We start from the raw sequence: 22481 nt of genomic DNA on the forward strand, positions 1-22481 counted from the left end.
CGCAATCTCCAAGGGAAAGCGCTGCGCACTTTTCCTGGAATTGCTCCGTATCAGTGCCCCCCACCGCCGCCGCCACCCGGTGCGGCCGGCTTGCGGATCAGCATGGTGAACAGGCCAAGCGTCGCAAACAGCACCGTCAGCATGAAGAACACGTCCATGAAGGACAGCAGCGCCGCCTGCTGCTGGACCATGCCAGACAACTTGGAGATCGCAGCGCTTGTGGCGTCGAGGCCGGGGGTCTGCTCGAAATTGCGGGTCATGTTCTGCAGCTTGGTCTGCGCGGCTTCACTGCCCCATTGCACATGCTCGGAGAGCCTTGCGTAGTGGAAGGCGTTGCGGTCGATCAGCACGGTGTTGATCAGCGCAAGGCCGACGGCACCGCCAAGGTTGCGGGTGAGATTGAACAGGCCGGACGCGTTCTTCAGCCGCTCGGGCGGCAAGGTGCCGAGCGCGATGTTGTTGATCGGAACCATGCACAGCATCATCGAACAGCCGCGCAGGATCTGCGGGATGAGCAGCTCATAGAAATCCCAGTCGGCGGTCAGATGCGTCATCCACCAGGTGCCGGTGGCGAAGCCGAAGAAGCCGATCATCATCATCAGGCGCGGGTCCATCTTGTTCGACAGGATGCCCGAGATCGGCGCGGTGAAGAACATCGCCAGGCCGCTGACGAACAGAGCCTCGCCGATCATCATCGAATCGTAGCCGCGGATGCGCCCGAGGAACACCGGGTAGAGATAGGTCAGGCCGTAGAGACCGATGCCGATGACGAACGAGAACAGCGAGCCGAAGGCGAAGTTGATGTTGGTGAAGGCCTTCAGGTCGACGATCGGCTCCTCGGCGGTGAACACGCGCCAGAAGAACAGCACCGCGCCGACGGTCATGACGACGGCGCAGATGAAGACGCCCTGGTCCTGCAGCCAGTCATTGTTGGGGCCTTCCTCGAGCACATATTCCATGCAGCCCAGGAAAGCCGCCATGCCGGCGAGGCCCCACCAGTCGAACTTGCTGAACAGCTTGAGGTTGGGCTTGTCGAAGTCGATCAGCGTCCAGGCCGCCGTTGTCACCAGGATGCCGGGCACGACGTTGACCAGGAACAGCCAATGCCAGGACATGGCATGGCTGATATAGCCACCGACGGTCGGGCCGATGGTCGGCGCCAGCGTCGCCACGAGGCCGATCATCGGCGAGACGACGGCGCGGCGCGAGGGCGGGAAGATGGTGAAGGCAGCGGCAAAGACGCTCGGTATCATGCCGCCGCCGATGAAGCCCTGGACGGCGCGGTAGACGATCATCTGGTCGATGTTGGTGGCGGTCGCCGCCAGCGCACTGGCCGCGGTGAAGCCTGCCGCCGAGATGGTGAACAGCACGCGCGTCGACAGCATCCGGCTGAGAAAGCCCGACAGCGGGATCATCACCACTTCGGCGATCAGGTAGGCGGTCTGCACCCACGGAATTTCGTCGGAGCTGGCGCTCAGGCCGGCCTGGATCTCCGACAGCGAGGCGGAGACGATCTGGATGTCGAGGATGGCCATGAACATGCCGAACACCATCGCCAGGAAGGCGATGACGCGCCGCGTCGAAATGGTGTCAGGCACAGCCGGCCTCGCCGGCGGCGCTCCTGCTGTCAGGGTTGCGGTTGCCATGGCATTGCTCCCCGGCCGCCGCTCAATTCGACGCTGCCACTGACGCCGACCCGGATGGGGCGGTGCGGCTGTCGACGGCGACGACGACGCTCAGGCCGGCGCGCAGCTTACCGCTCTTCAGCGCATCGGCCGGCACATCGATGCGGACCGGAACGCGCTGCACGACCTTGGTGAAGTTGCCGGTGGCGTTTTCGGGCGGCAGCAGCGAGAACACGGCACCCGAAGCCGGCGCCAGCGACGAAACGGTTCCCTCGAAGTCCTGGCCGTCGGTCGCATCGACCGAGATCCTGACCTTCTCGCCGGGAACCAGCCGGGCAAGTTGTGTCTCCTTGAAGTTGGCGACGATGTAGAGCTTGTCCATCGGCACGATGACGGCGAGCTTCTGGCCGGGGCTGACAAGGTCGCCCTGCTCGACCGAGCGGTTGCCGACGATGCCGTCATATGGCGCCTTGAGCACGGTGAAGGAAAGATCGCGCAGCGCCTTGTCATGGCTGAGCTGCAGGGACGCCAGCGTGCTCGCCGATTCCGCGCGCTGCGCCTGCAGCACGCCGATATTGGCTTGCGCGGCGGCGATCTGTGCGTCGGCGCCGACAAGGGCGGCATCGGCCTGCTGGACCGCGGTCTGGGCGTCGTCCAGCTGCGCCTGCGTGCCGACATGGGTCTTGAGCAGCTGGGAGGCGCGCGCCGCGACCTTGGCTGCGTTGTCGGCCACGGCCTGGTCGGCGACCTTCTGCGCCTGGGCCTGCTGCAGCGAGGCGCGGGCCGCGTCGGTCTGGGCGTCGATACGGTCGAGCGTCTTGCTCAAGGTGGCGATCTGCGCCTCGGCCTGGGCGACGGCAATCTTGTAATCGCCGTCATCGACGACGAGCAGCGGATCGCCGGCCTTGACCAGCTGGTTCTCGCTGACCTTGACCTGATCGACATAGCCGGAAATCTTGGGCGAGATGAACGCCATGTCCGCCTGGACATAGGCATCGTCCGTCGAGATCATGAAGCGGCCCGTTGTCCAGTAGTCGTACCCATACCAGGCGCCGGCGCCCAGCAAGGCAACACCGATGATCGGCAGCAGGAAGGAACGCACCGAACGCTTCTTCCTGGCCGGAGCCTCTGCCGGCGGCGACGAGACGGGCTGGACAGGTACTTCCGGTGCTTCCGTCGCTGGCGCAACCTTGGCGTTGGGGAAGGGACGGACTTCGGCTGTGGTCGGCGCGTTCGAGGACATGACATCTCTCTAAAGTTATAATATAATACTGAACCGTTCGGTTCGATACGGCCGTTGACATAGCGCGTAAAGAGGACCATATCAAGGGCAATCGAACCGCTTGGTTCGAATTATTTTCGAGGTGTGACTTTCATGGCCGAGACCCCGCCCAATGTCGAAAACGAGTCGTGTGACGACCTGTTGGAAAGCTTGCGCCGTGGCCGCCCGGCCGCGGGGCAGGATCCGGCCAAGCGCAGCCAGATCATCGACGGCGCCCGTCGTGTCTTCATCGACAAGGGCTTCGAAGCCGCCTCGATGAACGACATCACCCGCGAGGCCGGCGTTTCCAAGGGTACGATCTACGTCTACTTCGCCAACAAGGAAGAGCTGTTCGAGGCGCTGATCGAGGAAGAGCGCGGCACCATCTTCAAGAACATGTATGACGTGCTGGACAACGCCGACAACCTGCGCGAGACGCTGGTGAAGTTCGGCAAGGTGCTGGCTCTCAAGATCACGTCGGCCAAGGTCGTCCAAGCGCAGCGCACGGTGATCGGGGCATCAGACCGTATCCCCGACATGGGCGCGCGTTTTTACGAGCGCGGTCCCAAGCGTGGCCACGACAAGGTCGCGGCCTTTCTCAATGCCGCCATCGAGCGCGACCTGCTGCGCATCGACGATGTCGATCTTGCCGCCTATCAGTTCACCGAACTGTGCCTGGCCGGTCTGTTCCGCCAGTGCATCTTCGCCTACCGCACCAAGGCCCCGACCCAGGACGAGATCGACCACATCGTCAGGTCAGGCGTCAGCATGTTCCTGAAGGCCTACGGTACCGAAAGGCTTGTGGCGGAAGAAGGCCATCAGACGATTGCTATCGAGGCCAAGCCCTAGCCAGATCATGCTCTAACTCTTTGTTTAGACGCAATTCTGGACGGAAAACCGCTTCACACTTTTCCTAGAATTGCTCTAAGGTGCGGATGCTTTAGCCGCCATTGGCGGCAAGCACGATGGCTGCCTGCAATTCCTGAAGGCCCTCGGCCTTTTCAGAAGAGGTGGCCAGCACGAACGGGAACGCCGCCGGCCGCTTCTTGATCTTTGCCAGCGTCTCCTCGATCAGCCTCGGCACGCCGGCAGTCTTGATCTTGTCGGTCTTGGTCAGCACGATCTGGTAGGACACCGCCGCCTTGTCGAGCAGCGACAGCACTTCGTCGTCCTTGGCCTTGATGCCATGACGGGCGTCGATCAGCACATAGACGCGTTTCAGCGTGACCCGGCCCTTGAGGTAATCGAAGACCAGCTTGGTCCACTCGTCGACCTTCTCCTTGGGCGCGGTGGCGTAGCCGTAGCCGGGCATGTCGACCAGCGCCAAGGGCGGCAGGTCGGCGCCCTCGCCCGAAAATCCATCCGGCACGAAATAGTTGAGCTCCTGCGTGCGCCCCGGCGTGTTGGAAGTGCGCGCCAGCCCCTTCTGGTTGACCAGCGCATTGATCAGCGACGACTTGCCGACATTCGAGCGGCCGGCAAAGGCGATTTCCGGCGGCCCTTCCGGTGGCAGGAACTTCATCGCCGGCACGCCGCGGATGAAGATCCACCCTCGCGTAAACAGTTCGGTGCCGATTATGCTGCTGTTCAGAGCGTTCAAGCTGCTGCCTCCAGAAGAGAAATATTGGCACCCCGGATAGCATCGAGGTTGCGGCTGACCTTGTCTACCGGCCAGTCCCACCACGCCACCGCCAGCAGCCGCCTGATTGTCCGGTCGTCGAAACGCATCTTTACCACCTTGGCCGCGTTGCCGGCGACGATCGCATAGGGCGGCACGTCGTGCGTCACCACTGATTTCGCAGCGACGATGGCGCCGTGGCCGATTTCCACCCCGGGCAGGATCACCGCCTCCATGCCGATCCAGACGTCGTTGCCGACAATGGTGTCGCCGCGCACCTCCTTCGACCAGGTCGCCGGATCAAAACCCTTTTCCCAGCCATGGCCGAAAATATTGAACGGATAGGTCGAAAAGCCGGACATGGCGTGGTTGGCGCCGTTCATGATGAAGCGCGCGCCCTCGGCGATGGCGCAGAACCTGCCGATGATCAGCTTGTCGCCTATGAACGGATAGTGATGCAGGACGCATTTCTCGGCGAATTTGTCCGGCCCGTCGGGGTCGTCATAATAGGTGAAGTCGCCGATCTCGATGTTCGGCGCGTTCACCAGTCCCTTGAGGAAGCCGACGCGGGTATGCATCGGGATCGGGTGCTTGATGTCTGGGTTGGGTCCGTCCATGTCGAAATCCGTCAGAGAAATGGCCGCCAGGTGCATCCGAAACTCGAATGCGCCCGTTCAAAATAGCGTGATCCGCCCTATAGCACCAATCGGGCGACGAGCGAGCTTTCCTTGACGGCCTTGCTCATTTGCTGCCGCGGCAAATCACGATCGGATCGGACAGCGCACTGTCGAAACCGCTGCCCTGATAGACGGTGACATTCGTGGCGCCGGGCGGCAGCATGAAGCTGCCTTCGACGATTTTCTGGTCGCCGGCCGGCATGTGGAGAGCCCAGCTATAGGTGCAAAACTGAGGCGGCGCCTGGGGTTCGACGTGGCTGCAGTTCAATTGCGCGCCACCCAGCATGGCGGCGCCGCCGCAACTGACGGCGCCCTTTGCGAGCGCAATGCCCGGCCATCCCGCAATGGCCGCCACGGTCGCGATCTTCAGCCAATTCATCGTCGTATCCTTGCCCGGCAACAGCCCGCTACCTGAGCCTTTGGGTGGGTCGCAGCCCATGCGTCATTTTTTCCAGGCGGGCTTAGTCCGTCTTGCGCACCGCGTCCAGCAAGATTATGTGCATGATGATAATAAGCATGCTCACTAACAGTTGCGCCGAAAAACTCCAGTACCTCCCATGCCATCGTCACCCGACATCAGCTTCGTGCTGCACGATGTCGCGCGCCTGCTTCGAAAGCGGTTCGAGCAGAGGTCGCGGGCATCGGGGCTGACCCGCGCCCAGTGGCAGGTGCTGGCCTATCTCAGCCTGCATGAAGGCATCCACCAGAACAAACTGGCGGACCTGATCGAGATCACGCCGATCACGCTCGCCCGGCTGCTCGACAAGATGGAAGCAAGCGGCTTCATCGAGCGCCGGCCCGATCCCGCTGACCGCCGGGCATGGCTGCTGTACCTGAAGCCGCAAGCCCATCCGCTGATCGAAATCATGCGCGGCAATGGGCGGAAGACGCGTGACGAGGCCTTTGTCGGCCTTTCCGCGGATGCGCAACTGCATCTGCTGCAAACCCTATCCCTCATCAAATCCAATCTGCTCGCGGCTTGCGCCCAGCCTGCCGCCGACCGGGAGAAAACACATGGCTGAATCAACCTCACCAAAGAAGCCTGTCGAAGAAGACGGATCCGCCGCCGACCGGGCGCGCGACCAAGTCATCCGGCTGGACAGCGAACGCGAGCAAAGGCGAGCCGGCACCGTCATCGACAATGACGAGCTCGAAGCACCGGTCGCCCTGGAGCCGGCGGCGCTCGAGGCTCCGTCCAAGGAGCCACGCCAGGCCGGGGTTGCGGTGGCGCCTCCGGCGCCGGTCAAGCCCAAGCGCGGCCGGGCACGGCCGATCCTGTTTGCCCTGCTTCCGTTCGCGCTGGTCGTCGGCGGCTATTACTACGTCATCGGCGGCCAGGTCATGACGACCGACAATGCCTACATCCAGGCGCAGTCGCTCGGCGTTTCCACCGATGTCTCCGGCACTGTGTCCGAGATCGACGTGCACGAGAACGAGGCGGTGAAGAAGGACCAGGTGCTTTTCCGGTTGCGGCCGGCCTCTTTCGAAACCGCTCTTGCCGCCGCCCAGGCACAGCTCGGCACAGTGCGCAACCAGGTGCTGACCTTGCAGGCGAGCTACCAGCAGTCGCAGGCGCTGATCGAGCAGGCGCAGGCCGACATCCCCTATTACGAGGCCGCTTTCCAACGCCAGCAGGATCTGCTCAAGACCTCCACCTCCTCCAAGGCGACCTTCGACAGCGCCCAGCACGACCTCGTCGCCGCCCGCCAGAAAGTGTCCGTTGCCCAAGCGCAGGCACAGGCGACGCTTGCCCAGCTCGGCGGCGACGCCAGCCAGCCGGTGGAGAAGAACCCGTTCTATCTCCAGGCGCAGTCGGCGGTGGACGACGCCCAGCGCAACCTTGCCGATTCCATCGTCAAGGCGCCATTCGACGGCATCGTCACCAATGTCGACGCGCTTCAGGTCGGCAAGTACCTGCCGGCTTCGCAGCCGGCGTTCAGCCTGATTTCGGCGACCGATCTGTGGATCGCGGCGGAGCCTAAGGAAACCGAACTGACCTATGTGCGGCCGGGACAGACGGCGACGATCAGCGTCGACAGCTACCCCGGTGCCGTCTGGCACGGCACGGTCGCCTCGATCGGCCCGGCGTCGTCGTCGAGCTTCTCGCTGCTTCCGGCGCAGAACACCACCGGCAACTGGGTCAAGGTCGTGCAACGCATTCCGATGCGCGTGACGGTGGACGATCTCCAGGGCAAGCCGCCGCTGCGCGGCGGGATGAGCGTCGTGGTCGGCATCGATACCGGCCATGCGCGCGGCCTGCCGGACTTCGTGACGGACCTCCTCGGTCGGTTCGGACAAAAGTCATGACCGGCGCCTCCGCGACAGGTGGCGTGGTCGCCAATCGCGGCGCCATCACCGCCTGCGTGATCCTGGCCGTGATCATGCAGGCGCTGGACACGACCATCGCCAATGTGGCGCTGCCCTATATCCAGGGCAGCGTTTCGGCGAGCGCCGACCAGATAAACTGGGTGCTGACGTCCTACATCGTCGCGGCGGCCGTCATGACGCCGCCTTCGGGCTACCTCGCCAATCGTTTCGGCCGCAAGCGCATCCTTTTGATATCCATCACCGGCTTCGTCGTCGCATCGGTGCTGTGCGGGTTCGCGCAGTCGCTGCCGCAGATCGTCGGCTTCCGCCTGCTGCAAGGCCTGTTCGGCGCAGCCCTGGTGCCGCTGGCACAGAGCATCCTGCTCGACATCTACAGCGTCGAGGAGCGCGGCTCGGCGATGGCGCTGTTCGGCGTTTCGGTGATGGTCGGGCCGGTGCTCGGGCCGGTCATCGGCGGCTGGCTGACCGAGAATGTCAGCTGGCGCTGGGTGTTCTACATCAACGTCCCGATCGGCGCCCTGGCCTTCGCCGGCGTGTCGATGTTCGTCCAGGAAACCAAGACCGACCTCAAGGCAAGGCTGGACTGGCTGGGCTTCGGCATGCTCAGCGTCACCATCGCATCGCTGCAGATGTTCCTCGATCGCGGCGAGCAGCTCAACTGGTTCTCGTCGTCCGAGATCATCGTCGAGGCGCTGATCTGCGCGTCGGCCTTCTACATCTTCCTCGTCCACACCTTCACCGCCAAAAACACCTTCGTGAACCCGCGGCTGTTCCTCGACAGGAATTTCGCCGTCGGCATGATCTTCATCTTCATCATCGGCATCACCTATCTGGCCTCGCTGGCCCTGATGACACCCTATCTGCAGACGCTGATGGGCTATCCGGTGGTGACGGCCGGCATCGTCATGGGGCCGCGCGGTCTCGGCACCATGGCTTGCATGTTCCTGGTCGGCAGGCTGATCGGCAAGGTGGACACACGCTGGCTGCTTCTAACCGGCCTGCTGGTCACCGCCTGGGCGATGTACGACATGACCGGCTGGACGCCTGACGTCTCGCAATGGACGATCATCAGCACCGGCTTCATCCAGGGCGCGGGCCTGGGTTTCCTGTTCGTGCCGCTGACCACCATCACCTTCGCCACGCTGGCGCCGGAGCGGCGCGCGGAAGGCACAGGCCTTTACAATCTGTCACGAAACATCGGCTCCAGCGTCGGCATCTCGGTGGTCACCGCGCTGTTGACGCAGAACGTGCAGATCAACCACGCCAACATCGCCACCTATGTGACACCCTACAACCAGGCGTTCAGCAATCCGGCGATCTTCCAGGCAATGGATCCCTACAGCGCCGCGGGCCGCGCCGCGCTCGACGGCGTGGTCACGCTGCAGGCCACGATCATCAGCTATATGAACGACTTCAAGCTGATGATGATCCTGTCGCTTGCTGCCATTCCGCTGGTTCTGTTGCTGCGCAAGCCGGCGACTCCGGCCAAGATCGACCACAGCGCCGTGATGGAGTGACGACGCTCGAAACTTATCCGGCTGCACAGGCAACAGCCAAAAAGAAACCGGGGTCCTGTGAGGGACAGGACCCCGGCCGATGCCGATACGACTTCCCAAGAAACATGGCACCTCGTCATGAGGCGGGGATAGCAGGCCCGAGAAAGCCCCAACGGACCTGCCTTGATCCCCTGCCGAAAGCCGTTACTTCGGCAACAACACCTTGTTGACGACATGGATGACGCCGTTCGACTGGTTGACGTCGGCGATCGTCACTCGCGCCTCGCCGCCTGACTCATCCATGATGTAGAGCTTGCCCTTCTTGACTTCGGCGGTCAGCGTGTCACCGGAGACGGTCTTCATCTCGTACTTGCCGCCCATCGCCTTGGCCTTCTTCATCATCTCGGCGCCGGAGATCTTGCCGGCCACGACATGCGCGGTCAGCACCTTGGTGAGCTTGCCCTTGTTCTCCGGCTTCAGCAGCGTGTCGACGGTGCCCTTGGGCAGTTTCGCAAACGCTGCGTTGGTCGGGGCAAAGACTGTGAACGGGCCAGCGTTTTGCAGCGTGTCGACCAGGCCGGCGGCCTTGACCGCGGCGACCAGCGTCGTGTGGTCCTTCGAATTGACGGCGTTCTCGACGATGTTCTTGGTTGTGTACATCGGCGCGCCGCCGACATTCGGGTTCTTGGCATAGGCGGGCGCGGCAATCGCCACGCCGGCGACGAGTGCGGAAAGGGCGATGATCCTGAATGACGGCAAGCGCATGTGGTCTTCCTCCGTGTGAGGGCTGATCGGAATTGATAGCCTTTGGAAACGCACAGGCAGTCACGCCGCCGAGGGGGCGCAAGTTTCGCCGATCACGGGAACGTGATGCCGGAGCTGCTTAAACGAAAAGCCCCGCGCGAGGCGGGGCTTTGAAGACTGGAGAAAGCGCTGCGCCTTCTATTCGGCCGGTGATGGTTTCTTTCGGAACAGCGCGACCAGATTGTCCCACAGCTCGATCTTGGCGCCCTGGCGCTTCATGATGATGCCCTGCTGGAGGATCGACAGCGTGTTGTTCCAGGCCCAGTAGATGACCAGGCCGGCCGGGAAACCCGCCATCATGAAGGTGAAGATGACAGGCATCCAGGTGAAGATCGCAGCCTGCGTCGGATCCGGCGGCGTCGGGTTCATGCGCATCTGCAGGAACATGGTGACGCCCATGATCAGCGGCCAGACGCCGATCATCAGCATGTGCGGCAGGGTGACCGGGATCAGGCCGAACAGGTTGAACAGCGACGTCGGATCGGGCGCGGCCAGATCCTGGATCCAGCCGAAGAACGGCGCGTGCCGCATTTCGATGGTGATGTAGAGCACCTTGTAGAGCGAGAAGAAGACCGGGATTTGCAGCGCCACCGGCCAGCAGCCGGCAAGCGGGTTGATCTTCTCGGTCTTGTACAGCTCCATCATCGCCTGCTGCTGCTTCATCTTGTCGTCCGCGTATTTCTCGCGGATCTCGAGCATTTTCGGCTGCACCTTCTTCATGTTCGCCATCGACGCGTACGACTTGTTGGCGAGCGGATAGAAGATGGCCTTGACGATGACGGTGGTGGCGAGAATGGCCAGGCCGAAATTGCCGAAGAATTTGTAGAGCGTGTCGATCAGCCAGAACATCGGCTTGGTGATGAAGTGGAACCAGCCCCAGTCGATCAAAAGGTCGAACCGCTTGATATGACGGTCTTCCGCATAGGCGTTGATCTTGCCGACTTCCTTGGCGCCCGCGAAGATCTCGCTCTCCACCGTCGCCGACTGGCCGGCATCGACGGTGATCGGGTCGGTGAGGAAGTCGGACTGGTAGCGATGGCGGCCGTCCTCGAAATAGGCATAGCGCGGCTGGAACGGCTGCTTCTCGGTCGGCACCAGCGTCACCGCCCAGTATTTGTCGGTGATGCCGAGCCAGCCGTCGGTCGACTTGCCCGGCGTGAACTGCTTGTCCTTCTCGATGGACGCGTATTTGTGTTCCTGCAGGCCTTCCGTGCCGGTGAAGCCGATCAGGCCCTCATGCAGCACATAGGTGCTTGCAACGAGCGGCTTGTCGAAGCGGGTGACGCGGCCGTAATTGGACAGCGAGACGGCGGCCGTGCCGGCATTCTGCACCGTGTCGGACACCGTGAACATGTAGTTGGTGTCGACGGAAAAGGTGCGCTTGAAGGTCAGGCCCTTGTCGTTCGAATAGGTCAGCGTGACCGGGGTCGTCGGCGTCAGTGTCGCATTGCCGTCGACAGCCCACACTGTTTCGGGACCGGGCACCGCGCCGGTCTTGTCGTTGCCGACGAAGCCGATCTCGGCATAGTAGCCATTGGGCAGTGCTGCCGGATTGAGCAGGCTGATCTCGGGCGAGTTCTTGTCGACCGTCTCGGTGTAGTGCTTGAGCTTGAGGTCGTCGAGACGGGCGCCGGTCAGGTTGATCGAACCCTCGAGGCTCGGCGTGTCGATCTTCGCGCGGGTCGTCGTGGCCAGTGCCTGTTCGCGGCCGGCCGGCGTCACGGCATCGGTGCCGGGTGCGTTTGGAATGGCGCCAGGGGCGGCGGGCGTTCCGGTGTCGGTACCGGGATTGGTGCCGGCGGCCTTCTTCTGCTCCTCGACGCGCTGCTGTTCGACGCGGGCGGCCTCGCGCTGCGCTTCGCTGCGCGGCAACACATAAAAATATTGCCATACCGCCAGGATCAGCACCGACAGCGCGATGGTGATGAAGAAGTTCCGGTTGTTTTCCATCGAAAGCCCTTGGCCTATCGTGTTCCGCGCAGTCGGCGGGAGAGTTCGGCCTTCAATTGGCCGAACGGAGTGGTAAGCACGTCTTCGCGCCCGACGATGACATAGTCATTGCCAGGCGCCATGTCACTTGCCGCATGCGTACGGACGGCTTCTCGCAGCCGCCGCCGGACGCGGTTGCGGACAACCGCATTGCCGACCTTCTTGGTGACGGTGTAGCCGACGCGCGGCGACAGGCCGTCGCCGCGGTCGAGAACTTCGACGAGAAAAAGCCGCCCGCGTCGTTTTTCACCACGACGGACAGCCAGGAATTCCGCGCGCTTCAGAAGCCGCTTGGGATTTGGTCCCACTGGCTTGCCGGATGCGGGCAACGATCTCGTCTTCCGTTCAGGCGCTGAGCCGCTTGCGACCGCGGTTGCGGCGAGCTGCGACGACGCCGCGACCACCCTTGGTGGCCATGCGGGCACGAAAGCCGTGCCGACGTTTGCGGACGAGTTTGGACGGTTGGTAGGTACGCTTCATTTGTTTTAATACCGCGGGGTGCGGCCCTTCTTGATTCTGTCACTGTGTAACAGGAGCTTTGCCGGGCCGGCTTTGGCGCGATCGAAACCGCGCCGGGACGAATGGCCCGAGCGTGTGCGGGCTTATAGAAAGAAGGCTTTTGGAAGTCAATCCGGAGTCGTCGGGCCGAAAGCTTCGCCATTCAGGCCGGTTTATGTTTGCGACCAAGGATGAAATTGGCAAAAAAGCCGTAATCGCCTAATCTGCGTTGATCAAGTGATCGTGAAGACATTAGCCGCATGAGCGAAACCATACAGGCACAGGAAGGGATTGGCACGGCGGGGTCCACCGAGGCGCCGGCCAGCGTGCGCACGGTTCCGCTGTCGCGCGGCCTGTCGACCAAGCTGCTGCTACTGACCATCGTCTTCGTGCTGCTGGCCGAAGTGCTGATCTTCCTGCCCTGGATCGCCAGCTACCGGCTGAACTGGCTGAAGGAGCGGCTGAGCACGGCGGCGGCGGTGTCGATCGTGCTGGTGCAGGGTGAACCCACCTCGCTGTCGCGCACGGCGCAGAACGACGTGCTGATGGCGATCGGCGCCAAGGCGATCGCGGTGCGCGACGGCGGCGTCTCGCGGCTGCTGGTGGTGGCCGAAATGCCGCCGAAGGTCGACGAACACATCGATATCGCCTCGATCGGCATGATCAAGGGCATGACCGGCGCGCTCGACACGTTGTTTTTCGGCGGCGACCGTATGCTGCGCGTCTTCGGTCCGGTCGGCGACTCGGACAAGGAGTTCGAGCTGATCATGCCCGACAACAGCCTGCGCAACGCGATGCTGCGCTATTCGCGCAACGTCGCCTTCGTCTCGCTGCTGATCTCGCTGTTCACCGCCATGCTGGTCTACGCCGCCATCGACCTGATCATGATCGGGCCGATCCGGACGATGACGCGCTCGATGCTGTCTTTCTCCGAAGCCCCTGACGATCCCGGGCGGATCATCCATCCGGCTGCCCGCGCCGACGAGATCGGCGTTGCCGAGCGCGAGCTGTCGCAGATGCAGGAACGGCTGCAAAAAATGCTCTCCGAGCAGAAGCATCTTGCCGATCTCGGCCTGGCGGTTTCCAAGATCAACCATGACATGCGCAACATCCTGGCTTCGGCGCAGCTGATGTCGGACCGCTTGCGTCAGGTCAAGGATCCGACGGTGCAGGCCTTCGCGCCGAAACTGCTGCGCGCGCTCGACCGCGCCGTGTCTTATTCCGAAGGCGTGCTTCACTACGGCCGCACGCAGGAGCCGCCGCCGGCGCGCCGACGCCTGAGGCTGCGGCAACTGGTCGAGGACGTGCATGGCCTGCTTGACATCGAGCAAGGCATCGAGTTCGTCAATTCGGTTGAGCCGGCCTTCGAGGTCGATGCCGATTCCGACCAGTTGTTCAGGGTGCTGACCAATCTGTGCCGGAATTCCGTGCAGGCGATGGCGACCGACAGTGAAAGCGCCCTGGTGCGCCGCCTGGCGGTGTCGGCCGTGCGCCTGGGCAGCGTCAGCCGCATCGCCGTCAGCGACACCGGCCCCGGCCTGCCGCCCAAGGCGCGGGAAAACCTGTTCGCGGCCTTTCGCGGCTCGGCGCGCAGCGGCGGCACCGGCCTTGGCCTGGCGATCGCGCACGAACTGATCCGCGCGCATGGCGGCACGGTCGAGCTGGTCGAGAGCATTGGCGGGCGCACCACATTCGCCGTCACCATCCCCGACCAGCCGGTCCGGCTCGACCAGGCCCGCAACGGCCTGCGCCGCCCGGCGTGAGGTTCTTGACCGGTTTCCGCTTGGCAACACCTAGCTTTTCGGTCTCACCCCTTCCTTCCAGAAACATGTCGCCCGCGAAACGGCCTTTTGCCCTGAGAGGCGGCATGCATGGAAAGCGCATCGTCTGAACCACCCAGACACGATGCGCTTTGGTTGTTTTGAGGCGCCGAGAAGCGAGCTGTCATTGCCGGATGACACGCCTGCGACAAAACTTTTACCGGATCGGCTTGCTTTTCGGAAATTCAGTCGCTAGGGAACACGTCTCGTCGCGACCGGTCGTTCACGATCGGATCGCGGGGTCATGGAAAGCATGGCCTGTTGCGCGCCCGTAGCTCAGCTGGATAGAGCACCAGACTACGAATCTGGGGGTCAGGAGTTCGAATCTCTTCGGGCGCGCCAAAACCATTCATCGTTTCTATGCGACGATATAGCTGCCGAATTGGTGCCTACGCGACGAGCGGGGAATAGCCTGCGAGCGAAAAAGCGTAGAAACGGCGGCGTTAGGCAGTAAAGAGTTCGAAGCTCTTCAGATTGGCGGAGTTCCGACGCGGCCGGAGCGGAGTTCCAAGCGGTGATTGATGTGGATGGTGCCGACGACGATCTGACAGCGATCTCCCGACAGGCGAGCATCATGTATTTGTATCAGATCATGGATCGAGGTCAGCAGGCGCTCATACCACTTGGTCGGCGTGTGTCAGTCACTCGAAACCTGCTTCGGTTTTCCGGCATCCGCGGCATTGTCCCCATGCGCAGCGGCCTTCCCGGGTTCAGGAAAGCATTTCGACGCGCAGCGGATGTTCTCCGCGCGTCAGAAGGGGCGCCGGGCCCTGGTCCAGTCGCCCGAGCCGGATCAGGCCGCGCGACCAGCGGTAGGGACCATGAAACATCGCCAGATTGCCCCAGGGGGCGTAGTAGCAGAGATCGCCAGTCGCCTCGTTGCCGAAGCGACCGCTGCCTTCCTCGGTGAGCTTGCGCGGCAGGTAGGCGATCTTCTCGTTGGTCGAATAGTCGTCGATCGTCAGATCCAGCGGCAGGATCGAGACCAGATCGTGCGCGGAAGGATTGTCCTCCAGCGTCGCCGTGAAATCCTGATCCCCGAAGATGAATCTAAGGCGCATGGTGGCTCCTTTCCTATCCGTGGCTGCGTCGGTCTGAGAGCGCACCGAAGAGGGGAGCGCGAGGCTGGCAGCACCTGCCAGCAAGGTGCGGCGTGAAAGCCATACGGCGGCGCGTGTCATTTAAAGTCTCCCGGTCGGTGCGGCCATGTCCATCGTTCCTGCACACGGCCGCACCCTTCGACGATACGACCTGGTCAGGCAGCGAGATGCTGGTTGAAGAAGCTGGTCAGCTTGTCGAACGGGATCACGTCCACCTTGTCGTAAAGATCGGTGTGGCTGGCGCCTGGAATGATCATGAGTTCCTTCGGCTCCGCCGCTGCCGCGAAGGCGGTTTCGCTGAAGTAGCGCGAATGGGCCTTTTCGCCATGGATGAACAGGATCGGGCGCGGCGAGATTTCAGCGATGTAGGTCAGGATCGGCATATTCATGAACGACAGCGGCGTGGTCTGCGTCCAGGAATTGCCTGAGTTGACCGCGCGCGCATGGTAGCCGCGCGGCGTCCTGTAATAGTCATGGTAGTCGACCAGGAACTGCGCCTCGCCGCCGTGCAGGTCGTTGTAGGGTGGTTGATAGGCTGGCGCGCCGTTTTCCGCATCCGTCCAACGCTGCCGACCCAGTTGCTCCAATGTCTGTGCGCGCTGTTCGGGGGTCACGCTGTCGTTGTAGCCCTTCGACATAACACGGGTCATGTCGTACATGGTGCTCGCCACCACGGCCTTGACGCGCTTGTCTGCGGCGACGGCATTCAAAGCCATGCCGCCCCAGCCGCAGATGCCGATGACGCCGATGCGCTCACGGTCGACGGCGGCGTGCAGGCCGAGATAGTCGACGGCCGCGCTGAAATCCTCGGTGTTGATGTCCGGCGAAGCGAGATTGCGCGGCTCGCCGCCGCTTTCGCCGGTGTAGGACGGATCGAAAGCCAGTGCGACGAAGCCGCGCTCGGCCATCGTCTGCGCGTAAAGGCCAGAGGATTGTTCCTTAACAGCGCCGAACGGACCGCCGACGGCAAGCGCCGGCAGACGTCCGCCGGCCCGGTCCTTCGGCAGATAGAGATCACCCGACAGTGTGATGCCGTAGCGGTTCTTGAATGTGATCTTCTCGTGATCGATCTTATCGCTGAGCGGAAAGACCTTATCCCATTGCTTTGACATATTCTGAGCCTTTGCTTTGAAGGGGTTGGATATTGAAACTGCACCGAAGGCGGCGACGCCTGCGCCGGTCAACTTCAACAGTTCGCGCCGGTGGATGACGCTTGCCGAATTTTTCGTGTCAGGGGTATTCATGGGCATTTCCGATCTCCTGTTGGTATGAATTGGGATTGGGCAGTTCGTTGAACGAACGTCAGTGCGGGGCGTCCGGGCTTCAGCAACCGCCGGCCATTGCCGATCAGGGCGATTGCAAGGCCGGCGAGAACCACGCTGCCGGCGAAGGTCGCGAAGACCGTCATGCCATCCAGCAGCAGCCCGCCGACCACGGCACCGAGCAGGATCGACGCCTGGATGGCTGCGACCATCAGGCTTCCGGCGGCTTCCGGCGCATCGTCCGCGTTTTGGGACATCCACGTCATCCAGATCACAGACATTGCGGTGTTCGCCGCGCCCCAGAGAGCAAGGAAGAGGCCGGCGGCGGCTACCGAACCGCCGAGAAGCAGGAGCCCCAGCGTGCAGCCGCCCATCAGCAGCGCGGGCAACCGCAGCAGCGGTGCGACATTGCCGCTCACGAAACGCCCTGCCGCCCATGTTCCGAGGAAGCCCGCACAGCCCAGTACAAGCAACAGGATCGAGAGCGTCCCCACGTTGACGCCCGTCACCTGCTCCAGGAAGGGGCGCAGATAGGTGAACATGGTGAAGGCCGAGCCCCAGGATAACATCGAGGCAATAAGGCCGCGCAGGAAATGGGGGCGCTTCAGCAGGCCGAACATCGTCCGGAAATCCTGCCGCTGGCGCGCGGGCAACGACGGCAGCGCGATCAAGTGCCAGACGAGGTTGATGGCGACGATTGGCGTCAGCGCCCAGAACACCGCGCGCCAGCCGAACACGGCGCCGAGATAGCTGCCGATCGGCGCGGCGAAGGCCGCAGCGATCGCCTGTCCGCCATACATCAAGGCGAGCGCGCGCGGCACATCCCTTTCAGGGACCAGCCGCATGATGACGGCGGTGGCCAGTGCCCAGAAGCCGCCGATGCAGATGCCCAACAGGCCTCGACCGAGCATCAGCACGGAGAAATTCGGGGCCGCCGCAACCAGAACCAGTGACAACAGCATGAAAGCCGTCATCGCGACCAGAACCCATTTGCGGTTCAGCGTTCCAGCGGCGGTGGTGATGACCATGCTCGCCGCTATGGCGAAAAGACCGCTGATCGAGATCGCCTGTCCGGTCTGTCCCTCAGTTGCGCGCAATCCTTCGGCCATGGGGGTGAGCAGGCTGACCGGCATGAATTCCGAGGCGATCAGCATTGCCACACACAGTGCCATCGAAAGAACCGCGCCCCAGGCGGCGTCCGGTTTGCTATCCGCATCGGTTGCGGCGGCAATCGCCATGTCGTTTGCTCCTGCTGAATTGTTGCAACGCAAAACTAGTGGCTTTGCCATAAAGCGATTATCCATCGAAATTCGCATGAACTAATCGAACACATCGAATAATGTGCTGCGGCATGGCAACCGAGAGAAGCTCATGGCCAAAACCGACCTCAATCAACTGACGTGGTTTCAGGCAGTCGCCGAGGAGCGCAGCTTCACCAAGGCGGCGGCAAAGCTCGGCGTCGCGCAGTCGACGCTCAGTCACAGGATCAAGCAGATCGAAGCGCAAATGGGCATACGCCTCCTGACCCGCACCACGCGCAATGTCGCGACGACCGCCGCAGGCGAGCGGCTGTTACAGACGATCGCCCCGCGCATCGGCGAAATCGAGGATGAGATCGCCGCGTTGATGGCGTTTCGTGAAAAACCCTCGGGCTCGATCAGGCTGACGCTGTCCGACCACGCGCTTGAAAGCGTGGTTTGGCCCAAGCTGAAGCCAATCCTCAGCGCCTATCCCGATATCGGTGTCGAACTGATCCTGGACAGCACGTTCCGCAACATCGTCGAGGAGGGCTTCGACGCGGGCGTCCGGTTGGGAGAGAGCGTCGAGAAGGACATGATCGCGGTCCGAATTGGTCCGGACTGGCGTTTGGTGGCCGTGGCTTCTCCCGACTATTTCGCCGCGCGTGGTGTGCCTGAGCACCCACAGGACCTGATCCGCCACGTCTGCATCAACATGCGTCACGAGACCGCCGGCGGTCTTTATGCATGGGAGTTCGAGAAGGATGGGCAGGCGTTGCGCGTCCGGGTAAACGGCCAGCTGACCTTCAACAATTCCTATGCCATGATCGACGCAGCCGTGCACGGCTACGGCATCGCCTATGTGCCCGAGAACATCGTGGAGCGGCACATCGCCTCGGGCCTGCTGGTGCAGGTCCTCGACGATTGGTCGCCGTTCTTCGACGGCTATTTCCTCTATTATCCGAGCCGTCGTCAGAATCTTCCCGCGTTCAAGGTCATCGTCGACGCGCTACGACATCGGAATTGAGACAAGAGGATCTAACCCGCGCGATTGGCTGCACGCCGAGCCCGTTTCGCCCCGCTCGCATAGCACCCACCTGCGGAAGACACGGTATTTTCCGGATCTCGGGCATCAAGATCGTCCTTCCCACGCCCGCTCTATCGCCACGCCTCGTTCGGCTCGTCTTCGCACGTCGAGAACGCAAAGCGGGGCGGGATGTTGCAGAGCAAATCTTCGCAGCGCCATCACCCCAATGTGCGTGGTAAGACCGCGACAGGCGCAACCAGCGGAGCCTGATTTGACCATGACCTCTACCCCCATCAAGCGCGCTTTGATCACCGGGGCCGGAGCGGCCGACGGCATCGGTTTCGCCATTGCCCGCCAGCTCGGCCATGCCGGCCATGCCGTTTTTCTCACCGGTGCCAGTGGGCGTGTGCTCGATCGTGCCGTTGAGCTCCGTGCAGAAGGCATCGACGCCAAGGCCGTGGTCGCCGATCTCACCATCGCTGCCGATGTCGCGCGGTTGCGGGCCGATGTCGGCGCGGTCGATATCCTTGTCAACAATGCCGGCATGGGCTCGCTGGCATCGCCATCGGTCGACAAGGCGTTTCTCGCCATGACCGAGGCCGACTGGGATCAGGGGATCGACGTCAGCCTGAAGACGGCATTCCTCGTCACCAAGGCGTTTCTGCCGGCGATGGTCGAAGCGGGCTACGGGCGTATCGTCAATGTGGCGTCGGTCACCGGACCGCTGGTGTCTTTCGAGGGCACATCAGCCTATTCCGCCGCCAAGGCCGGCATGGTCGGCCTGACACGCACGCTGGCGCTCGAAGTGGCGAAAAACGGCATCACGGCCAACGCGGTGGCTCCCGGCTGGATCGAAACAGGGTCGTCGAGCGAGATGGAGCGGCAAGCCGCCCTGAATACGCCGCCGGCGCGGGCCGGGCGACCGGATGAGGTGGCCGCCGCGGTCGTGTTCCTGGCCTCGGAAGGCGCCAGCTATGTCAACGGCGCCTTGCTGGTGGTCGATGGCGGCAACAGCCTTCAGGAGCGCAAGGGCTGAAGCCGTCCAACGCGTCGGGTGCGAGAATTCAGCCTTTGCCCGAGCTTTTGCCTGCCCCCGGCGCTTCCGGCCTGAGATAGACGGCCAAGCAGCAGCAACAGATCGCCAAGCCCGCGACTGGATATTTCAGGGCGACCAGCCCCGCCAGCGCGAATAGGCAGAGCGTCGCGAGCGACCGGATGCGCATGCGCTTGCGCACCGCGAGCGGAACCGCGTTCTCCGGCATCGGGTCGATGAGTTCGCGGATCAGAAGAATGTAGGTCAGGTTCACCAGGAAGAAGACGGCGGCATAGAAGGCGACCGGCTGCGGCGCCAGCTCGCTGACCGCCATCCACGCGGTCGCCAGCGGCAGCAGCGAAACCGAGAACAGATGCGCGAAATTGTACCACATCAGGCTGGCTGTCGCCTCCCTGGCGTGGCGTAACAGATGATGATGGTTCGCCCAGACGATGGCGATGAAGAGATAGCTGACGCTGTAGCTCAGCCATGTCGGCCAGAGCTCCAGAAGCGCCTTGAACGTCGGCAACTCCGGCGGGCGCAAGTCGAGGACCAGCACCGTGATGAGGACGGCGAACACGCCATCCGAAAATGCGCTCAACCGATCGAGCCCTGTCGAGGGAAGCACTGGACCGTCCTCGTCGCAGTTCGTGAGACATATAGTAGTGCTGTCGATAGCAATATCCATGGCCGCTCGGACCATCTGACGCCGCCACCAGCGCCGCTCAGGACGCCTTGGCCAGAAAACTCTGGTAGTCCGATTTCGCCTGCAGCAGGCGCAGCACATTGTCGCGCGAGCCCCTTACGTGGGCGCGGGCCAGCGTGCCGGCTCGGGCGGCATCGCCTGCGCAGATCGCCTCGACGATCTCGGCATGCTCGTCGCGGGCGATCTTCCATTCGTCGAGCCACAACAGTTCGGTCCAGACATAGTGCTGGCACTTGTCGAGGATGCCGCACAGCATGTTGTGCAGCATGACGTTGCCGCTGATTTCGGCGATGACGCGGTGCAGGTCGATGCCGACTTCGAGCTCCTGGAATTTTTCGCGCGTGGTTCGCTCCGGAATGGCGGCCAGCCGCTCGCATTCGGCCAGCATGGCACGCAGCCGCGCCTTGTCCTGTTCCGTCGCAGCAGCGGCGGCCAGTTCCGTCGCGTGGCCGTCGAGCAGTTCGCGGATCTCGAAGGCCTCGCGGAACATGTTGATGTCGAACTCGGTGACGACATAGCCCTGGCGCGGCCGGCCGGTGACCAGGCCGTCGCGCTCGAGGCGGTTGAAGGCCTCGCGCACCGGCGTGCGGCTGACATTGAGTTTTGCGGCGATGTCGTTCTCGGTGACGCGCGATCCCGGCGGGATCTGGCCGGTCACGATCATCGCCTTGAGCGCGGAATAGACCGAGTCGCGCAGCGTGTTTTTGGTTTCCTTGGCCAAGTTCCGTTTCCAGTTCTCCGGTCTTTCCGCCGGCATATGTTCTCACGCATAGCTGTATTCAAAGTCGGCGCGGTTTGCCACGCCCCGGCGCCCCATCTCCCAGCCCGGGTCGACGACCCCAGGCACGCCGATCGGTGTTGACATCGCTGATCCCGAAGCTACACTCTAAATTGTATACAAAATAGCATGCGAAATCAAAAACAATGGGAACACCGGTGGAGAGCCGAAAATGAACAGGACCAGAAGCATCAGCGTTGTCGCGGTGGCCGCCCTCGTGGCAGCGGTCGCGGCCCCCGCCGTGGCGGGCGATACCATCACTGTCGCCTCGTGGGGCGGCACCTACCAGGAAGCGCAGACCAAGGCGTTCTTCAAGCCGACCGCCGACGCGCTCGGCATCACCATCAAGGAAGACACCACCAACGGGCTCGACGACGTGCGACTGCAGGTGACCGGCAATGCAGTGAAATGGGACATCACCGAACTTGGCGCCGACGAATGCGCGCGCGGTTCGAAGGAAGGGCTGTTCGAGAAGCTCGACTACGGCATTATCGACAAGAGCGGCATCAACCCCAAGCTCGTCCATGACGACTGGGTAGGCATATCCTACACCTCCGTCGTGCTGATCTATCGGACTGATGTGTTCGGCGACAAAGGCCCCAAGACCTGGGCCGACTTCTGGAACGTGGAAAAGTTTCCGGGACGGCGCGCGTTGAGCGGCAGCCAGGCGACCGAAACGCTGAGCGTCGCGGCTCTCGCCTCGGGCCTGCCGATCGACAAGGTCTATCCCGTGGATGTCGATGGCGCGCTGAAATCGGTCGACAAGATCCGTGGCCATGTAGACGCCTGGTGGACCTCCGGCGCTCAGGCCATGCAATTGGTCAAGGATGGCGAGGTCGACATGGCAAGCATCTGGAACGGCCGTGCCGGCACCTTGAAGAAGGAAGGCGCGCCGGTCAGCTTCTCCTTCGACCAGGGCGTGCTGACCGCCGACTGCATGGTCATCCCCAAGGGTGCCAAGAACAAGGAAGCCGCGATGAAGGCGCTTGCGATGTTCGTCAGCCCGCAGCTGCAGGCCAATCTGCCGCTCTACGTCGACAATGGCCCAGTAAACGAGAAGGCTTTCGAGACCGGCAAGATCCCGCAGGACAGGATCAAGGACATCAATTCGGCGCCCGAAAACGTCAAGAAACAGGTGCTGCAGGACGCCGAGTTCTGGCGCGACAATCTGGTCGAGGCGACGGAGAAGTTCAACAATCTGGTCCAGCAATAGGCCGCGGA

22 protein-coding genes and 1 tRNA gene are annotated in these 22481 nt (G+C 62.7%); 9 read left to right on the top strand and 14 right to left on the bottom strand.

Features of this window, described 5'->3' with window-relative positions:
* Window positions 1-50 precede the first annotated feature (50 nt).
* Window positions 51-1646: a DHA2 family efflux MFS transporter permease subunit gene (locus AC0L2D_RS12285; protein ID WP_024502091.1), complete on the bottom strand. Its 1596-nt coding sequence runs from the start codon at window positions 1644-1646 to the stop codon at window positions 51-53.
* A 22-nt stretch (window positions 1647-1668) separates the two neighbouring features.
* The gene (locus AC0L2D_RS12290; protein ID WP_473541139.1) at window positions 1669-2868 is read right to left on the bottom strand and encodes an HlyD family secretion protein; all 1200 of its coding nucleotides are present in this window, start codon (window positions 2866-2868) and stop codon (window positions 1669-1671) included.
* Between the two features lie 132 nt (window positions 2869-3000).
* On the opposite strand from AC0L2D_RS12290, the gene AC0L2D_RS12295 reads away from it, so the two are divergent.
* A complete protein-coding gene (locus tag AC0L2D_RS12295) occupies window positions 3001-3735 on the top strand; it encodes a TetR/AcrR family transcriptional regulator (protein ID WP_013528496.1) in 735 nt (244 codons plus the stop codon).
* Window positions 3736-3826: 91 nt separating this feature from the next.
* On the opposite strand, the gene yihA is transcribed toward AC0L2D_RS12295, so the two are convergent.
* From yihA to AC0L2D_RS12310, 3 genes are all read right to left on the bottom strand, one after another.
* The gene (gene yihA, locus AC0L2D_RS12300; RefSeq protein WP_024502094.1) at window positions 3827-4486 is read right to left on the bottom strand and encodes a ribosome biogenesis GTP-binding protein YihA/YsxC; all 660 of its coding nucleotides are present in this window, start codon (window positions 4484-4486) and stop codon (window positions 3827-3829) included.
* Complete coding sequence (locus tag AC0L2D_RS12305) at window positions 4483-5121, bottom strand: CatB-related O-acetyltransferase (RefSeq protein ID WP_027161114.1); 639 nt, start codon at window positions 5119-5121, stop codon at window positions 4483-4485. Before AC0L2D_RS12305 ends, yihA begins: the two co-directional genes overlap by 4 nt.
* Before the next feature lie 124 nt (window positions 5122-5245).
* Window positions 5246-5560, bottom strand: coding sequence for a hypothetical protein (locus AC0L2D_RS12310; RefSeq protein WP_024502096.1), 315 nt, complete (start codon window positions 5558-5560; stop codon window positions 5246-5248).
* A 178-nt stretch (window positions 5561-5738) separates the two neighbouring features.
* On the opposite strand from AC0L2D_RS12310, the gene AC0L2D_RS12315 reads away from it, so the two are divergent.
* Genes AC0L2D_RS12315 through AC0L2D_RS12325 form a run of 3 tightly spaced genes read left to right on the top strand, consistent with a single transcriptional unit; the run spans window position 5739 to window position 9026 of the window.
* Window positions 5739-6203, top strand: coding sequence for a MarR family winged helix-turn-helix transcriptional regulator (locus tag AC0L2D_RS12315; protein ID WP_473541140.1), 465 nt, complete (start codon window positions 5739-5741; stop codon window positions 6201-6203).
* Complete coding sequence (locus tag AC0L2D_RS12320) at window positions 6196-7488, top strand: HlyD family secretion protein (RefSeq protein WP_473541141.1); 1293 nt, start codon at window positions 6196-6198, stop codon at window positions 7486-7488. The genes AC0L2D_RS12315 and AC0L2D_RS12320 overlap by 8 nt, the downstream gene beginning before the upstream one ends.
* Entirely contained in the window at window positions 7485-9026 is a 1542-nt protein-coding gene (locus AC0L2D_RS12325) for a DHA2 family efflux MFS transporter permease subunit (RefSeq protein WP_064992787.1), read from the top strand. The genes AC0L2D_RS12320 and AC0L2D_RS12325 overlap by 4 nt, the downstream gene beginning before the upstream one ends.
* A gap of 183 nt (window positions 9027-9209) precedes the next feature.
* Here AC0L2D_RS12325 and AC0L2D_RS12330 read toward each other — a convergent pair whose 3' ends face one another.
* The 4 genes from AC0L2D_RS12330 to rpmH all read right to left on the bottom strand — a co-directional run bounded on the left by AC0L2D_RS12330 (window position 9210) and on the right by rpmH (window position 12278).
* A complete protein-coding gene (locus tag AC0L2D_RS12330; RefSeq protein WP_473541142.1) occupies window positions 9210-9770 on the bottom strand; it encodes a fasciclin domain-containing protein in 561 nt (186 codons plus the stop codon).
* A 177-nt stretch (window positions 9771-9947) separates the two neighbouring features.
* Window positions 9948-11759 carry a membrane protein insertase YidC gene (gene yidC, locus AC0L2D_RS12335; protein ID WP_013528504.1) on the bottom strand — a complete coding sequence of 604 codons (1812 nt, stop codon included), beginning with the start codon at window positions 11757-11759 and terminating at the stop codon, window positions 9948-9950.
* 14 nt (window positions 11760-11773) lie between these two features.
* Window positions 11774-12127, bottom strand: a complete 354-nt coding sequence (rnpA, locus tag AC0L2D_RS12340; RefSeq protein WP_013528505.1) for a ribonuclease P protein component — start codon at window positions 12125-12127, stop codon at window positions 11774-11776.
* A gap of 16 nt (window positions 12128-12143) precedes the next feature.
* A complete protein-coding gene (gene rpmH, locus AC0L2D_RS12345; protein WP_008833937.1) occupies window positions 12144-12278 on the bottom strand; it encodes a 50S ribosomal protein L34 in 135 nt (44 codons plus the stop codon).
* Window positions 12279-12556: 278 nt separating this feature from the next.
* Here rpmH and AC0L2D_RS12350 point away from each other — a divergent pair, with 278 nt between their 5' ends.
* Both AC0L2D_RS12350 and AC0L2D_RS12355 read left to right on the top strand, forming a co-directional pair.
* Window positions 12557-14059, top strand: a complete 1503-nt coding sequence (locus AC0L2D_RS12350; RefSeq protein ID WP_473541143.1) for an ATP-binding protein — start codon at window positions 12557-12559, stop codon at window positions 14057-14059.
* A 322-nt stretch (window positions 14060-14381) separates the two neighbouring features.
* Window positions 14382-14458, top strand: a tRNA-Arg gene (locus tag AC0L2D_RS12355).
* A gap of 368 nt (window positions 14459-14826) precedes the next feature.
* Here AC0L2D_RS12355 and AC0L2D_RS12360 read toward each other — a convergent pair.
* The 3 genes from AC0L2D_RS12360 to AC0L2D_RS12370 all read right to left on the bottom strand — a co-directional run bounded on the left by AC0L2D_RS12360 (window position 14827) and on the right by AC0L2D_RS12370 (window position 17716).
* Window positions 14827-15297: a cyclophilin-like fold protein gene (locus tag AC0L2D_RS12360; RefSeq protein WP_024502099.1), complete on the bottom strand. Its 471-nt coding sequence runs from the start codon at window positions 15295-15297 to the stop codon at window positions 14827-14829.
* A 74-nt stretch (window positions 15298-15371) separates the two neighbouring features.
* A complete protein-coding gene (locus AC0L2D_RS12365) occupies window positions 15372-16466 on the bottom strand; it encodes an alpha/beta hydrolase (RefSeq protein ID WP_013528508.1) in 1095 nt (364 codons plus the stop codon).
* A complete protein-coding gene (locus AC0L2D_RS12370) occupies window positions 16457-17716 on the bottom strand; it encodes an MFS transporter (protein ID WP_013528509.1) in 1260 nt (419 codons plus the stop codon). Before AC0L2D_RS12370 ends, AC0L2D_RS12365 begins: the two co-directional genes overlap by 10 nt.
* A 133-nt stretch (window positions 17717-17849) precedes the next feature.
* Between AC0L2D_RS12370 and AC0L2D_RS12375 the strand changes: the two genes are divergently transcribed.
* Window positions 17850-18743 (top strand): LysR family transcriptional regulator, encoded by an 894-nt coding sequence (locus tag AC0L2D_RS12375; RefSeq protein WP_473541144.1) that lies wholly within the window; start codon window positions 17850-17852, stop codon window positions 18741-18743.
* A gap of 277 nt (window positions 18744-19020) precedes the next feature.
* A complete protein-coding gene (locus tag AC0L2D_RS12380) occupies window positions 19021-19779 on the top strand; it encodes an SDR family NAD(P)-dependent oxidoreductase (protein WP_473541146.1) in 759 nt (252 codons plus the stop codon).
* A gap of 28 nt (window positions 19780-19807) precedes the next feature.
* Here AC0L2D_RS12380 and AC0L2D_RS12385 read toward each other — a convergent pair whose 3' ends face one another.
* Both AC0L2D_RS12385 and AC0L2D_RS12390 read right to left on the bottom strand, forming a co-directional pair.
* Entirely contained in the window at window positions 19808-20377 is a 570-nt protein-coding gene (locus AC0L2D_RS12385; protein WP_027161123.1) for a TMEM175 family protein, read from the bottom strand.
* Window positions 20378-20501: 124 nt separating this feature from the next.
* Window positions 20502-21203 (bottom strand): GntR family transcriptional regulator, encoded by a 702-nt coding sequence (locus tag AC0L2D_RS12390; protein ID WP_473541148.1) that lies wholly within the window; start codon window positions 21201-21203, stop codon window positions 20502-20504.
* Between the two features lie 229 nt (window positions 21204-21432).
* Between AC0L2D_RS12390 and AC0L2D_RS12395 the strand changes: the two genes are divergently transcribed.
* On the top strand, window positions 21433-22473 hold the full coding sequence (locus tag AC0L2D_RS12395) for an ABC transporter substrate-binding protein (protein WP_473541149.1): 1041 nt from the start codon (window positions 21433-21435) through the stop codon (window positions 22471-22473).
* The last annotated feature ends 8 nt before the right edge of the window (window positions 22474-22481 follow it).

This window comes from Mesorhizobium sp. WSM4833, assembly GCF_055811095.1.